The sequence below is a fragment of the Arthrobacter sp. SPG23 genome (assembly GCF_000876655.1).
Taxonomy (GTDB): domain Bacteria; phylum Actinomycetota; class Actinomycetes; order Actinomycetales; family Micrococcaceae; genus Arthrobacter.
Window position 1 is genome coordinate 134,261 of sequence record NZ_JYCN01000014.1, and the last position, 12,707, is coordinate 146,967.

Consider the following 12,707-nt stretch of genomic DNA (forward strand, 5'->3'; position numbering starts at 1 on the left):
ACTGGAGGAGCAATGGACCGTCCGCACCCGGGCAGTGCGCAGGAAGAGCTGGGAGCCTTCCTCGGGCACTGGACAGGGACTACGCGCATAGAGGCCACGTCCCGCAGGCCCGCCAGGACGGCAGCGGCCGAAGTGACGTTCACCAAGGCCGCCGGCGGCTACGCGGTGCTGCAAAGCTACCGGCACACCGAAACCGACGGAATCCGCTTTGAGCGGCATGGCATGTTCACCATGGACGCAGACCACGCGGACACGGTCTGGTACCACGTGGACAGCGTGGGACTGCCGCGGGAAGCGCCGATCCGGTGTAGCTGGCACGGCGGAGTACTCACCGTGGAACGCCAGAACGGCAGGGACACGTCCCGGCATACCTTCCGGGTGGACGACGGCGTGCTGACGCACACGTCAGAGGTCCGCCTGGCCGGCGATTCAGGCTTCGCTCCGTTCATGACCTCCGTTTGCCGCCGCACCTGACAGCCCGAACGGACACTTACGGTCCCGGTGTTGAGCGCGAACGGACATGAGCGGCCCCCGCCGCCGCGGGCGGACTGGACACCGGAGCGCTGGCGGCGGCCCTCGGGATCAGCGCTTACACGGTGCAGGACCAGTTCAAGCTGGTTTTTGCTGCCTGCGGGGTGCGGAGCAGGAATTCCTTGATGGCTTTGGCCCTCGGCACGGCGCGGGGCGGCCCGCCCTCGTGAGAACCCGCCGTCGTAAGAACTTCCAGGCTGCCTAGCCGCCGGCGAAAGGCGGCAGCACGTCCACCACGTCGTCCGGCTCCAAGACCACGGACCGGTCGCGCACGGCCACTTCGTTGAGCAGGAAACTGCTTCGCGAAAGCAGCCGCGCGAGCGGCGGGGTGCCTGCGGGCGGAACCGGGCGGTCGACGTCGAGCACGGCGCTCAACAGTGCCTCCATGGTGGAGCCGGCGGGAAGCTCAAAGCGTTCTTCTTCCACGCCTGCCGCGGCGCGCGCGGCAGCGAAATAACGTACGTTCAATGCTTTAGCCTCCGATGGCGCTCATGCTGCGGTCCGGCTGGACGAAGTCCGGAGCGTCCAAACCGACATGGTCCATGCCGTGGGCTTTCGGCTTGATCCACATGGCGTCCTGCCAGCGTTCGGCGAGCTGCTCATCCGTGGCGCCTTCGCGCAGCAGCCCCAGGAGATCGACTTCCTCACGCGAGAAAAGGCAGCTCATGATCTTGCCCTCGGCCGTGATCCGGGTGCGGCGGCAATCCGAGCAGAAGGGTTCGGTGACGGAGGCAATGATCCCCACTGTTCCCAGCACGGGGCCGGTGGCCTCGTCGGAACCCGGGACCCGACGTCGTACTTCGAAGCGTTCGGCCGGCGCGCCGTCGCGGTCCCTCGGATCCGTACTGAGCACGTAGTCGACGGACAGCAGCTCGCGGATCTCGGCCGCGGTAATCATGTTCCGGCGGGTCCAGCCGTGGTCCGCGTCGAGCGGCATCTGCTCGATGAAGCGGAGCTCGTAGCCGCGGTCCAGTGCCCACGCCAGCAGCGACGGGGACTCGGCGTCGTTAATTCCCCGCATCAGGACCGCGTTGAGCTTTACGGGGCCGAGTCCAGCAGCCCAGGCGGCGTCCACGCCGGCCAGGACCTTGTCCAGGAAGGGCCGCCGGGTCAGCTTGGTAAACGTTTCCTCGTGCAGCGAATCGAGCGAAACGTTGATCCGCGACAGCCCGGCAGCCTTGAGGCCGGCCGCCTTCTTGTCCAACCCGACGGCGTTGGTGGTCATGGAAATCGGCAGCTCCGGGTGTGCCTGCCGCAGGGCGGAAATGATGTCGAGCAGGTCGGCCCGGACCAGCGGTTCGCCGCCGGTGAGGCGCAGTTCGCGCACGCCCAGCATGTCGACGCCGATCCGCACGATCCTGACGATTTCCTCGGCGGACATCACGGCCTGCTTGGCCAGCCATTCAAGGCCTTCGGCCGGCATGCAGTACGTGCAGCGCAGGTTGCACTTGTCCGTCAGCGACAGCCTCATGTCCGTGGCCCGGCGCCCGTAACGGTCCATCAGGCCCGCGGGCAGGCCCGCCGGACGCGATGGCGGCGGTGCTGCTGCCGGGGCGGAACCGGCCCCCTCCCGGGGTTGCGGCATACCAAGCTGAACAGTCATAAATTCAGGCTACGCCACGTTGGGGCCAACCATCACGCCTGTGACATCCGCGGATCTTACGGAATCCCTACGGATCGCCCCGGGCGGCGGCAAAGCCGTGCCGGGCCCCTGCCCCGAACCTATGCTGGAGGAGTGAACAAGTCCCAGCCGGCGCCGGTCCAGGCCGCAGTCGGAAACCGGCGGATACTCCTCGTCGAAGACGAACAAACCATCGCCGGCGTGGTCCGTGACTACCTCGTGCAGGCCGGCTTCCAGGTGGACCTGGCAGCGGACGGGTTCACCGCCCTGCGCCTCGCCGCCGAGCGGAACCCTGACCTCGTTCTGCTGGACCGCATGCTGCCCGGGCTGGACGGCGTGGAAGTGTGCCGCAGGCTCCGCCAGACGACGAGCGTGCCCGTCATTATGCTGACCGCCCTCGGGACGGAGGATGACAGGATCCTGGGGCTGGAGGTCGGCGCGGACGATTACATCACCAAGCCTTTCTCGCCCCGCGAACTGGTGCTCCGGGTGCGATCGGTGCTGCGCCGCAGCGTCCAGGAGTTCAGCCCTGAACCTGCGGTGGAGGTCGCCGGGTTCGAGCTCAACCCGGCAGCCCGGACTGTGTCGCACCACGGAACACCCCTCGCGCTGACCATCCGGGAGTTCGACCTGCTGGCGTTCCTGCTGCGCCGCCCCAACCAGGTGTTCAGCCGTGAGGAACTGATCAAAGCCGTGTGGGGCTGGGACTTCGGGGACCTGTCCACGGTCACCGTCCACGTCCGGCGGCTGCGCGAGAAGATCGAGGCTGACCCCACCCGGCCGGGGCTCCTGAAGACAGTGTGGGGCGTGGGCTACCGGCTGGACACTCCGGACGGGGCTACCGGTGCAAACAGCTGAGCTTCTCGCGATCGTGGCGTGGGCGCTGCTCTGGGCCGTCGTCATCGGGGCAGGGTCGCTGCTGCTGCTCAGACCGCTTCGCCGGACGTCCCTGGCCGTCCAGATCTGCGTGGTGGTGCTGTCCACCGTCGCGGTCCTGACCGCCGGCATGGTGAGCGCGTTCAATGCGATGGTGATTTCCGCCCGGGACCTGGAGGTCATGTGGTACGTCCTGGCCATCGCCTCGGCGGTGGCGCTGGCCATCTCCCTGGTCCTCGGGGCGCGGGTTTCCCGCAACGCCAGGCTGCTCGCAGCGGCCGCACGGAGCATCGGGCGCGGCGAAAACCCGGGCCTGCCGGCACCGCTCATGAGCTCCGAGCTCTCGGAACTGGCGGATGAACTGGAACGCAGCAGCCGCATGCTGGCCGAATCCCGCGAGCGGGAGGCCGCCGTCGAAAATTCACGCCGGGAACTCGTCAGCTGGATTTCGCACGACCTCCGCACGCCGCTGGCCAGCATGCGCGCCATGGCCGAGGCGCTTGAAGACGGAATGGCCGCCGACGTCAACGGCTACTACCGCAAGATCATCAGCCAGACGGACCAGATGGCCGTCATGGTCAACGACCTCCTGGAGCTGTCCAAAATCCAGGCAGGCACCCTGCGGCTCACAGCCGAGCCCCTGGATCTCTACGACCTCGCCAGCGACGCAATCGCGGACCTTGCTCCGCTTGCTGCCCGCAGGCAGATAACGCTCGACGGCGGCGGTGTCCGTGAGTGCCTGGCCCTCGCGGACGGTCCGTCGCTGGGACGCGCGGTCCGCAACGTCGTGCTGAACGCCATCCTGTACAGCAAGCCCGGCTCCGGCGTGACCGTGGAAGTCGGCCGGGAAGGGCAGGACTCTGTGATTTCAGTGACGGACGGCTGCGGCGGCATTGCACCGGAGGACATCCGGCACCTCTTCGACACCGGATGGCAGAAGAAGAACCCCGCGCGCGGCCGCTCCGGCGGCATGGGCGTGTCCGGAGCCGAGCCGGAGGCGCCGGGTTACAGCGGCGCCGGGATCGGGCTCAGCATGGTGGCCGGAATCGTCCGGGCCCATGACGGCAGCGTGACGGTGGAAAATGTCGACGGCGGCTGCCGTTTTTCCCTTCGCCTGCCCGCCGAGGATCCGGAGCACCTGGCGGAGGCCCCGCGCCCTCGCGGGCCGGCAAGCCACAACGATCCGGAAGCGAAGGTGCCCCGTGGACACTAACGAACCCGGAAGGGTGTCCGGGAAATTGCCAGCCGACGTCCCAACCGACGTCCCAACCGAGGTCCCCGCTGGCAACCGCCTCCACGCATCCGGCCGGTGGGCAGCCGCCGCCGGCGTTGTGGCCGTGGCCGCCGGGGTGGTGGCCGGCGAACTCGCCGCTGCCCTCGTGAGCCCGGCGCTTTCGCCGATGACGGGCGTTGGCGGTGCCGTGATCGATGCTGTCCCGCCGGCTGTCAAGGACTGGGCCGTCTCAGTGTTTGGCACTGCGGACAAGCTGGCGCTTCTCGTGGGTATGGGACTGGCGATGGCCGGGCTCGCGGCGCTCGCCGGCCTGCTGGAATGGCGCCGCCGCTTTGCCGGGTTCGCGGTCATCGCCGTATTCGGCGCGGCCGGCCTGGCGGCGGTCCTTGGCCGGGCCCAGGCAACCGGCAATGCCGTTGTGCTTCCCCTGCTGGCGGCCGGCATAGGAATCCTGGCGCTGCGCTGGCTGATGTCACGCCTCCGGGAATGGAGTACGGCAGGGCAAGCCCCAGAAACGCAGCCGGGACCGGGCCGGCGCCGGTTCCTGCAGGCACTTGGCGGAAGCGCTGTCTTCGCGGCCGTTGGCGGCGCGCTTGCTGTCGCCCTGCGTGGCGCCGCGGCCGGAGTCAGCGAATTCCGGAGCAAGCTCGCGCTGCCCGCCGCGGTTTCCCCGGCTCCGCCGGTTCCGGCGGGAGCCGGGCTGGGGCTGGACGGCATCAGTCCGCTGGTGACGCCCAACCGTGACTTCTACCGGATCGACACTGCCCTCACTGTTCCGGCGGTGGATCCGGACTCCTGGGTCCTCAGGGTCACGGGCATGGTGGAACGGGACATCGAGCTCGATTTCGCCACGCTGCTCTCGAAGCCCATGACTGAACGCCATGTGACCATCGCCTGCGTCTCCAACGAAGTGGGAGGGGACCTCATCGGCAACGCGCTGTGGCTGGGCTGGCCGGTCCGGGAGCTGCTGGCCCTGGCAGGGCCGCAGAACGGGGCGGACATGGTGCTGTCCCGCAGCAAGGACGGCTGGACGGCCGGCACACCTCTCGAAGCATTGACGGACACACGGGACGCGCTCATCGCCGTCGGCATGAACGGCGAACCGTTGCCGCTGGAGCATGGCTTCCCGGTGCGGCTCGTCGTTCCCGGCCTGTACGGCTACGTCTCCGCCACCAAATGGCTCACTGAACTGAAAGTGACCCGGTTCGCAGACGACGTCGGGTACTGGACTCCCCGCGGCTGGAGTGAACGCGGGCCCATCAAGACGTCGTCCCGCATCGACGTTCCGCGCTCCGGGCGCCCGATGCGCGCCGGAACGGTGGCCTTCGGCGGCGTCGCCTGGGCCCAGCACACCGGAATCGGCACGGTGGAACTCCGCGTCAACCGCGGCGCATGGCAGACGGCGGAGCTTGCTCCCGGCATCTCCCGGGACACCTGGTACCAGTGGCAGTTGTCACTGCCCCTGACGCCCGGGCAGTATGAGGTCCAGGTCCGGGCCACGGACCTCAATGGCGTGCCGCAGATCGAAAAGGCGTCCCGGGTTGCCCCGGACGGCGCTACCGGATTCCACACCATTAGAGTTGACGTGACGCCGTAGCGGGCCGGTGCCCCTCAGGGCTGGACCGCAGTAAGCCCGGCGCCGCGAATGCAGGCACAGCAGCACCCCGACACAGCACGCCCGGACCCGAGGTAAGGAACGCATGCACCGCACCGACAACGGCCATCAGGCCCGCTCTGTGGAAGTCCACCGCGAAGCAGTACGGGAGCTCCTCGCGGACCTCAGCGGCCCCGGCCGTACCGAAGAGTTGCCGCTCCAGGCGGCCCTGGGACGCGGGCTCACGGCGGACATCCCGGCTCCCGTGGACCTGCCGCCGTTTGCGAACTCCCAAATGGACGGCTTCGCGGTCCGCAGCTCGGACATTCCCGACGGCGGGACGGACCTGACAGTGGTGGCGCCCATCCCGGCCGGTGCTCCCGCAGCGGCGCTGGAACCGGGCACGGCCGCCCCGATCATGACCGGAGCCATGATTCCTCCCGGAGCCGACGCCGTCGTACCTGTTGAGAGGGCGGTTCCGGACTCTTTCCCGGAGCCCGGAACGGCGGCCACGGTCCGGCTTCCGGCAACAGCGTCAGGAACCTACGTCCGGTACGCGGGCAGCGATATCCGGGCCGGGGAGCTGGCGCTCGCCGCCGGAACGTTCCTGGGCCCGGGCCAGCTGGGGCTCCTGGCGGCCCTGGGCATCACACGGGTCACGGTGCACCGGAAACTGACAGTGCTCCTCGCCACCACGGGGGATGAAGTGGTGGAGCCCGGCAGTCCGCTGGAACCCGGCAAGATCTATGACGCCAACGGCACGCTCCTGGAAGCAGCCATGCGCCAGGCCGGGCTGGATGTCCTGCGGGCAGCGATCTCCACGGACAGTCCGGATGAGCTCACGGCCATGCTCCGGGAGCACGCCCCGCAAGTGGACCTGATCGTCACCACGGGCGGTGTCAGCAAGGGCGCCTACGAAGTGGTCAGGCAGGCGGCTGCGGGACAGGACGTGGAATTCCTGCACGTGGCCATGCAGCCCGGGGGACCCCAGGGGATCGGCCGGTTCGACGGCGTCCCGTTTGTGGGTTTCCCGGGCAACCCGGTCAGCTGCCTGGTCTCCTTCGAAATGTTCCTGCGCCCGGTCCTCGGCGAGTTGTTCGGGTCACCGGCGCCGCGGCCGGCCGTGCTGGCCAGGCTGGCGGAGCCGCTGGAATCACCCGCGGGGAAGCACCAGCTCCGGCGCGGCACCCTCTTTCCGGACGGTAAGGTACGGCTTGAAGGCGGCGCAGGCTCGCACCTGGTTCATGCCCTGGCCAATTCCAACGCCCTGATCCACGTCCCGGTGGGGACTTCCGCGCTCGCCGCGGGCGCAGAAGTGGAAGTATGGACGCTGTGAACAATGAAGACAACGCTGCCGGGCTGACGCATCTGCGCCGGGACGGAACAGCGCAGATGGTTGATGTTTCCGGCAAAGCCGAGACCACGCGGGAGGCCACGGCCACCGCCACGGTCCGCACCACCGAGGAGGTTCTCGCCCTCCTGGGCGCGGGGGACCTGCCGAAGGGCGACGCCCTGGCTGTGGCCCGCGTTGCCGGGATCATGGCGGCGAAGAAGACCCCCGAGCTCATCCCGCTGTGCCACCCGCTGCCCATCTCCAAGGTCACTGTTGACTTCGAACTGGGCCGGGATGCCGTCTCGGTACTGGCAACGGTCAAGACCCGCGGCGTGACCGGCGTCGAAATGGAAGCGCTCACCGCAGCGTCGGTGGCGGCCCTCAGCGTGTACGACATGATCAAGGCAGTCGACAAGCATGCCGTATTGACCGACATCAGGGTGCTGGCCAAAAGCGGCGGCAAGAGCGGGGACTGGACAGCATGAGCACCTTTGGACAGCAGCCCGAACCACACCGCCATGGAGAGGCCACCGGCCGGAAGGCCGGCGTCGTGATTGCCTCCAACCGGGCGGCGGCGGGCATCTACCGCGACGAAACCGGGCCGGTGATCACCGATTGGCTGACGGAGCACGGCTTCGAGACGTTCCCGGCCATGGTGGTGCCCGACGGCGAGCCCGTGGGCGCCGCGCTGCGCGCCCTCCTGACGCAGCAGCCCGCCGTGATCATCACCAGCGGCGGTACCGGGCTGAGCCCCGATGACCTGACCCCGGAGATGACGGTTCCCCTGCTGGACCGCGTAATTCCGGGGATCATGGAGGGCATCAGGCAGGCGGGACTGGCCAAGACACCCATGGCCATGTTGAGCCGCGGACACGCGGGCGTGGCCGGACGCACTTTCATTGTCAATCTTCCCGGATCACCCAAAGGCGTCATGGACGGCCTGAGTGTGCTGGATCCGGTCATCAGCCACCTTTGCGACCAGTTGGAAGGCAGCCATGAGCACTGACAAGGCCACTGAATCCGGATTCGAGATCGTCAACGCGGTGCTGAGCGCCGAGCCCATCTCCGTGGCCCAGGCATTTGCCGCGGTGGAATCGGACACCGCCGGTGCCGTGGTCAGCTTCAGCGGCGTGGTCAGGAACCACGACGGCGGCAAGCCGGTTGAGCGGCTCAGCTACAGTGCGCATCCCACCGCCCACCAGGTGATGGCCGACGTCGTTGCGCAACTCGTCGCCGAACATGCCGGCGACGGCGGCGAAACGGTACGGATCTGGGCCGCGCACCGCGTGGGCATGCTGGAAATCGGAGACCCCGCCCTGGTGTGCGCCGTCTCCGCGTCACACCGCGGCCAGGCGTTCGAGGTGTGCTCGGAGCTCGTGGACCGTGTCAAGGCCCAGGTGCCCATCTGGAAGGAACAGTTCTTCAGCGACGGGACCGTCGAATGGGTCGGGGCCGGAGCCTAGGACCATCGTTGCCGGAGCTTGAGGACCGCGGGGCGGCGGTTAACGTCCCGTCCCGGTTCATCGGCGCGGGCGGCCCGACGGTAGGGTTAAGGCCATGACCGAACAACTTGCCGTCGCCGTCCTGGGCGCGAACGGGCGCATGGGCGCCGAGGCCGTGAAAGCCGTTGAAGCGGCCCCCGACATGAAGCTTGTAGCGGCCCTCGGACGCGGTGATTCCCTCGACGAGCTGGTCAACGTCGGCGCCCGGATTGTGGTGGACCTGACCGTCCCCGAAAGCACCGAGGCGAACGTCCGCTTCGCAGTCGAAAACGGCATGCACGCCGTCGTCGGCACCACCGGCTGGGACGCAGCCAGGCTTGGCGGGCTTGAGGAACTATTGGGCCGCAACGCCCGGGTTGGCGTCCTCATTGCCCCCAACTTCGCGCTCGGCTCCGTCCTGGCGTCCGCTTTCGCCGCCAAGGCGGCCAAGTACTTCGAGTCCGTGGAGGTCATCGAGCTGCACCACCCGGACAAGGTTGACGCGCCCTCCGGCACCGCTGTCCGCACCGCGCAGTTGATAGCCGCTGAACGCGCCGCCGCCGGCGTCGGTGCCAGTCCGGACGCCACCACCTCCGAACTTGCCGGCGCCCGAGGCTGCGATGTGGACGGTATCCGCGTGCACAGCGTGCGCCTCCGCGGTCTGGTGGCCCACCAGGAAGTACTGCTCGGCGGACCGGGGGAGCAGCTGACCCTGCGCCACGACTCCTTCGACCGGGCGTCCTTCATGCCGGGGGTGCTGCTGGGAGTGCGGAACGTCGCCGGCCACCCGGGACTGACCGTGGGCCTGGACGGCTACCTGGACCTCGGAGTCTGACGGCCATGGGCAACGTCCTCGCCGGCCTGAAGAAGAACCGCACCAAGATCTGGGTCGGCGCGGTGACGCTGCTGCTGGTTTTCTACCTGGTGGTGTCCTTCCAGCGGTCCGTCCTGCTCCTCGCCGACCCCAACCCCGTGGCCAAGGCCATTGGTGCCGCCTACCTGGTCCTGCCGGTCATCGGAGCCTGGGCCCTGGTGCGTGAACTGCTGTTCGGCGCCCGGACGGAACAGATGGCCAAGGTCCTCGAGGCCGAAGGCGGGTTGCCGGTTGACAACCTGCAGCGCACACCTGCCGGGCGGATTGTGCGGGAGTCGGCAGATGCCGAGTTTGAGAAGTACCGGACCGAGGCCGAGGAAGCGCCGGACGACTGGCGCTCATGGTTCCGGCTCAGCTGCGCCTATGACGCCGCGGGGGACCGCAAGCGCGCCAGGGCCTCCATGCGCGATGCCCTGAAGCTGTTCCGCGAGGGTAACAAGCCCGCCTAGCGGATCCCTGCCCGCTGGTACCGGCCCACCTCGCTGGCGGCGTGGGCCACCCACTCCAGCGGTCCCCGCCAGTTGAGTGCCGCGAAGGACCCTCCGATGAGGACGGCGGTCAGCGCCTGGGCCGCATACACGCCTTCCGGGGTCCACCCGGCGGGCAACGGCTGCAGGTACAGTGCGGCCACCAGGCACACGTGCGCCGTGTAGAGGCTGAGGGTCATGGCACCGGCGCCCCGCAGTGGCAGCAGCAGGTCCAGGCTGAGCCATTCGCCCAGCCTCCCCAGCAGCAGGCAGGCGCCCACCACGGCGGCGGCCACGGCGGAAGTGTGGAGCAGATCCAGTGTTGTGCCCGAGTGCGGTGCGCTGGTTGCCAGCCACCACCATGAGCCCGATTGCTCCACCCCGGCAAGGTTGACCTGCAGGAGGCTGTCCAGCGGGTAGCGGGGGTCCGCCAGCCGGGCCTGCAGCGCTTCCTTGCCGCCCCACTCATTCATCGCCAGCCCGCCCAGCCATTTGGCCAGCACGGCCACCACTGCGCCGCCGGCCAGCAACGTCACCTGGACAGCCGCCTTCGTCAGTGCCAGCCGGCCGATCACCAGCCCGATCAGCAGGTAGCTTAACCACTGCAGGACGGGATAGTACCCGGTCAGGAAGATGTCGCCCAGCAGGCGGCCCGGCGTGACGAGGTCTTCCCAGCCGGGGTTGTGGTGCAGCTGCAGCGGCGGTGAAGGCGCCAGGAGCCACGGACGCAGCAGGTAGGCCAGGACAGGGGAAAGCAACACCCAGCCGGCGGCCCACGCGCAAAGCGGCCTGATGCCGAGGCCGATGAACGGCAGGACGCACAGGAACAACACTGAGTAGTGGACCAGGATCACCGCGACGTTGACATCCAGCCCGCCCAGGAAGAGTCCGACGACGGCAATCACCAATGCCCGGAGCGCTATGCCGCGGCGTGCGCCGCTCAGTTCCCGGCCTTGTGGCGGACGCTGCTTTCCGGTGGACAGGGCAAGCCCGACCCCCGCCAGGACGGCGAACAGTGCGGCCGCCCGCCCCGAGAATGTCAGGCCGATCCATGTGGGCGTCAGCTGCGCGTCGGCTTCGAACGTGGGAAGCAGGTGGGTGGCCATCATGCCAAGAAGCGCCAGCCCCCGGGCCGCGTCTATTCCGGTAAGCCTCGTTGTTGTGCTGGTGCCTTTGGCAGTCCGCGAGGGGGAAGCAGTGCCACGGGAGGTCATGAGCCGATCGTCTCATATCCGGCCTGCGGGCTCTTGTATTCGAATATATGTTCGAATACCATCGTTGCATGAACAACGCACCAGAACGCGGGGCCCCAGAACGCCGGGCACCAGAACGCCGAACCGCGCCGGACCACGGAACTGCTTCGGGCCCGCTCAAGGCGATGAGCCCGGGAGTGGTGGATTATCTCTTTCGGCAGCTGGTGGCCGGAAGCCCTGCCGAGGATGTCCAGTGGGGGAGCGAGGGCGTGGCCCTGTCCGCCCAGCCGCCCGGCGCCGAGTTGGCACGCAGGCTCTCCGAGTGCGATCTCGACGCGCTGACGCCCACAGAGCTCTTCCACTACGTCCGGGCCGCCCAGCGGCTGGCCTCCTGGGCCGAGGCACTCCGGGAAGACGCCGTGGGCCGCTATTGCGGGCCGCCCCGCCAGGAAGCGTCGCCTCAGGAGCATGCGCAGCCGGCGCCGGTCCGTGGCACCGAAAAGTGACGCCGGCGCTGTGAATTTGACGATCGTCACGCCGCCCCCATTGTCCTAACAAGGCGGGGACAGGGTAACGTTTTTCCTATGGCTGAAACTTCCGCGAATATCCCTGCTTTTGGCACCCTCCTGACCGCCATGGTCACGCCGTTCACTGAGGACGGCAAAGTGGACTACCAGCAGGCGGCGGAACTGGCCGTAAAGCTCGTCGACGACGGCTGTGACGGCCTCGTTGTCACCGGAACCACGGGAGAAACGTCCACCCTCACCGACGAGGAGAATGTGGGCATGTTCCGGGCCGTGAAGGACGCTGTCGGCGGCCGCGCCGCGATCATCGCCGGCACCGGAACGAACGACACCGCACACTCCGTGCATCTTTCGAAGCAGGCAGCCGAGGTTGGCGTCGACGGACTGTTGATCGTCACGCCCTACTACAACAAGCCCAGCCAGGCCGGCGTGCGCGCCCATTTTGAGACCATCGCCTCCTCCACCGACGTTCCCGTGATGCTGTACGACATCCCCGGCCGTTCCTCGATCCAGATCGCTCCGGAGACCATGATCCGTCTCGCCGAGCACCCGAACATCGTGGCAGTCAAGGACGCCAAGGCCGATTTCGCTGCCGCCACGCGCGTCATGGCCCACACTGACCTCCTGTTCTACTCCGGTGACGACGGACTGACCCTGCAGTGGATGGCGCTGGGCGCCGTCGGGCTCGTGGGCGTCACCACCCACGTCGCCACGCGCCGGTTCCGCGAGCTGATCGACGCCGTCAACGCGAACGATCTCGGCACCGCCCGGAAGATTAACTTTGAACTTGAACCTGTCATCCGGGCCACCATGACCCGCGTGCAGGGCGCCGTTGCGGCCAAGCAGATTCTTAAATGGCAGGGAGTCCTGCCCAACTCGGTTGTCCGTTTGCCCCTCGTGGAGCCGGACGAAGCTGAGATCGCAATCATCCGCGAGGATTTGGCGGAAGCAGGCATGGTCTTTTCCTGATCGGCAAAGA

At 68.1% G+C, this 12,707-nt stretch carries 15 protein-coding genes; 12 read left to right on the forward strand and 3 right to left on the reverse strand.

Translation table 11 applies throughout. The features are described from left to right. Positions 1 to 12: 12 nt before the first annotated feature. On the forward strand, positions 13 to 474 hold the full coding sequence (locus tag TV39_RS07370; protein WP_043480130.1) for a DUF1579 family protein: 462 nt from the start codon (positions 13 to 15) through the stop codon (positions 472 to 474). Positions 475 to 732: 258 nt separating this feature from the next. On the opposite strand, the gene TV39_RS07375 is transcribed toward TV39_RS07370, so the two are convergent. Both TV39_RS07375 and moaA read right to left on the reverse strand, forming a co-directional pair. Continuing rightward, positions 733 to 999 (reverse strand): MoaD/ThiS family protein, encoded by a 267-nt coding sequence (locus TV39_RS07375; protein WP_043480132.1) that lies wholly within the window; start codon positions 997 to 999, stop codon positions 733 to 735. A gap of 4 nt (positions 1,000 to 1,003) precedes the next feature. Continuing rightward, positions 1,004 to 2,134: a GTP 3',8-cyclase MoaA gene (moaA, locus tag TV39_RS07380; RefSeq protein ID WP_200890973.1), complete on the reverse strand. Its 1,131-nt coding sequence runs from the start codon at positions 2,132 to 2,134 to the stop codon at positions 1,004 to 1,006. A gap of 132 nt (positions 2,135 to 2,266) precedes the next feature. On the opposite strand from moaA, the gene TV39_RS07385 reads away from it, so the two are divergent. The 9 genes from TV39_RS07385 to TV39_RS07425 all read left to right on the forward strand — a co-directional run bounded on the left by TV39_RS07385 (position 2,267) and on the right by TV39_RS07425 (position 9,993). Next, positions 2,267 to 3,010, forward strand: a complete 744-nt coding sequence (locus tag TV39_RS07385) for a response regulator transcription factor (protein WP_043480134.1) — start codon at positions 2,267 to 2,269, stop codon at positions 3,008 to 3,010. Beyond that, on the forward strand, positions 2,997 to 4,241 hold the full coding sequence (locus TV39_RS07390; RefSeq protein WP_043480135.1) for a sensor histidine kinase: 1,245 nt from the start codon (positions 2,997 to 2,999) through the stop codon (positions 4,239 to 4,241). The genes TV39_RS07385 and TV39_RS07390 overlap by 14 nt, the downstream gene beginning before the upstream one ends. Before the next feature lie 187 nt (positions 4,242 to 4,428). Then, entirely contained in the window at positions 4,429 to 5,859 is a 1,431-nt protein-coding gene (locus tag TV39_RS07395) for a molybdopterin-dependent oxidoreductase (protein ID WP_082049562.1), read from the forward strand. Positions 5,860 to 5,962: 103 nt separating this feature from the next. After that, positions 5,963 to 7,192 (forward strand): molybdopterin molybdotransferase MoeA, encoded by a 1,230-nt coding sequence (locus tag TV39_RS07400; RefSeq protein WP_043480136.1) that lies wholly within the window; start codon positions 5,963 to 5,965, stop codon positions 7,190 to 7,192. After that, positions 7,180 to 7,674 (forward strand): cyclic pyranopterin monophosphate synthase MoaC, encoded by a 495-nt coding sequence (moaC, locus tag TV39_RS07405; protein WP_043480137.1) that lies wholly within the window; start codon positions 7,180 to 7,182, stop codon positions 7,672 to 7,674. The genes TV39_RS07400 and moaC overlap by 13 nt, the downstream gene beginning before the upstream one ends. Then, complete coding sequence (locus TV39_RS07410) at positions 7,671 to 8,195, forward strand: MogA/MoaB family molybdenum cofactor biosynthesis protein (protein WP_043480138.1); 525 nt, start codon at positions 7,671 to 7,673, stop codon at positions 8,193 to 8,195. Before moaC ends, TV39_RS07410 begins: the two co-directional genes overlap by 4 nt. Beyond that, positions 8,185 to 8,652 carry a molybdenum cofactor biosynthesis protein MoaE gene (locus TV39_RS07415; RefSeq protein WP_043480140.1) on the forward strand — a complete coding sequence of 156 codons (468 nt, stop codon included), beginning with the start codon at positions 8,185 to 8,187 and terminating at the stop codon, positions 8,650 to 8,652. Before TV39_RS07410 ends, TV39_RS07415 begins: the two co-directional genes overlap by 11 nt. Before the next feature lie 94 nt (positions 8,653 to 8,746). Next, the gene (gene dapB / locus TV39_RS07420; RefSeq protein WP_043480142.1) at positions 8,747 to 9,505 is read left to right on the forward strand and encodes a 4-hydroxy-tetrahydrodipicolinate reductase; all 759 of its coding nucleotides are present in this window, start codon (positions 8,747 to 8,749) and stop codon (positions 9,503 to 9,505) included. 5 nt (positions 9,506 to 9,510) lie between these two features. After that, on the forward strand, positions 9,511 to 9,993 hold the full coding sequence (locus TV39_RS07425) for a hypothetical protein (protein ID WP_043480144.1): 483 nt from the start codon (positions 9,511 to 9,513) through the stop codon (positions 9,991 to 9,993). On the opposite strand, the gene TV39_RS07430 is transcribed toward TV39_RS07425, so the two are convergent. Beyond that, positions 9,990 to 11,225, reverse strand: coding sequence for a heparan-alpha-glucosaminide N-acetyltransferase domain-containing protein (locus tag TV39_RS07430; protein WP_043480146.1), 1,236 nt, complete (start codon positions 11,223 to 11,225; stop codon positions 9,990 to 9,992). The genes TV39_RS07425 and TV39_RS07430 overlap by 4 nt on opposite strands. A 68-nt stretch (positions 11,226 to 11,293) precedes the next feature. Here TV39_RS07430 and TV39_RS07435 point away from each other — a divergent pair, with 68 nt between their 5' ends. Both TV39_RS07435 and dapA read left to right on the forward strand, forming a co-directional pair. Continuing rightward, positions 11,294 to 11,710 (forward strand): hypothetical protein, encoded by a 417-nt coding sequence (locus tag TV39_RS07435; protein WP_235347303.1) that lies wholly within the window; start codon positions 11,294 to 11,296, stop codon positions 11,708 to 11,710. 78 nt (positions 11,711 to 11,788) lie between these two features. Beyond that, positions 11,789 to 12,697: a 4-hydroxy-tetrahydrodipicolinate synthase gene (dapA, locus tag TV39_RS07440; protein WP_043480150.1), complete on the forward strand. Its 909-nt coding sequence runs from the start codon at positions 11,789 to 11,791 to the stop codon at positions 12,695 to 12,697. Positions 12,698 to 12,707 lie beyond the last annotated feature (10 nt).

Bases quoted from the DNA above. Each gene is read 5' to 3' on its own strand.
- TV39_RS07435 (WP_235347303.1), top strand. From the start codon at position 11,294: ATGAACAACGCACCAGAACGCGGGGCCCCAGAACGCCGGGCACCAGAA.
- TV39_RS07425 (WP_043480144.1), top strand. From the start codon at position 9,511: ATGGGCAACGTCCTCGCCGGCCTGAAGAAGAACCGCACCAAGATCTGG.
- dapA (WP_043480150.1), top strand. From the start codon at position 11,789: ATGGCTGAAACTTCCGCGAATATCCCTGCTTTTGGCACCCTCCTGACC.
- TV39_RS07400 (WP_043480136.1), top strand. From the start codon at position 5,963: ATGCACCGCACCGACAACGGCCATCAGGCCCGCTCTGTGGAAGTCCAC.
- TV39_RS07430 (WP_043480146.1), bottom strand. From the start codon at position 11,225: ATGACCTCCCGTGGCACTGCTTCCCCCTCGCGGACTGCCAAAGGCACC.
- dapB (WP_043480142.1), top strand. From the start codon at position 8,747: ATGACCGAACAACTTGCCGTCGCCGTCCTGGGCGCGAACGGGCGCATG.
- TV39_RS07395 (WP_082049562.1), top strand. From the start codon at position 4,429: ATGACGGGCGTTGGCGGTGCCGTGATCGATGCTGTCCCGCCGGCTGTC.
- TV39_RS07415 (WP_043480140.1), top strand. From the start codon at position 8,185: ATGAGCACTGACAAGGCCACTGAATCCGGATTCGAGATCGTCAACGCG.
- TV39_RS07410 (WP_043480138.1), top strand. From the start codon at position 7,671: ATGAGCACCTTTGGACAGCAGCCCGAACCACACCGCCATGGAGAGGCC.
- moaA (WP_200890973.1), bottom strand. From the start codon at position 2,134: ATGACTGTTCAGCTTGGTATGCCGCAACCCCGGGAGGGGGCCGGTTCC.
- TV39_RS07370 (WP_043480130.1), top strand. From the start codon at position 13: ATGGACCGTCCGCACCCGGGCAGTGCGCAGGAAGAGCTGGGAGCCTTC.
- moaC (WP_043480137.1), top strand. From the start codon at position 7,180: ATGGACGCTGTGAACAATGAAGACAACGCTGCCGGGCTGACGCATCTG.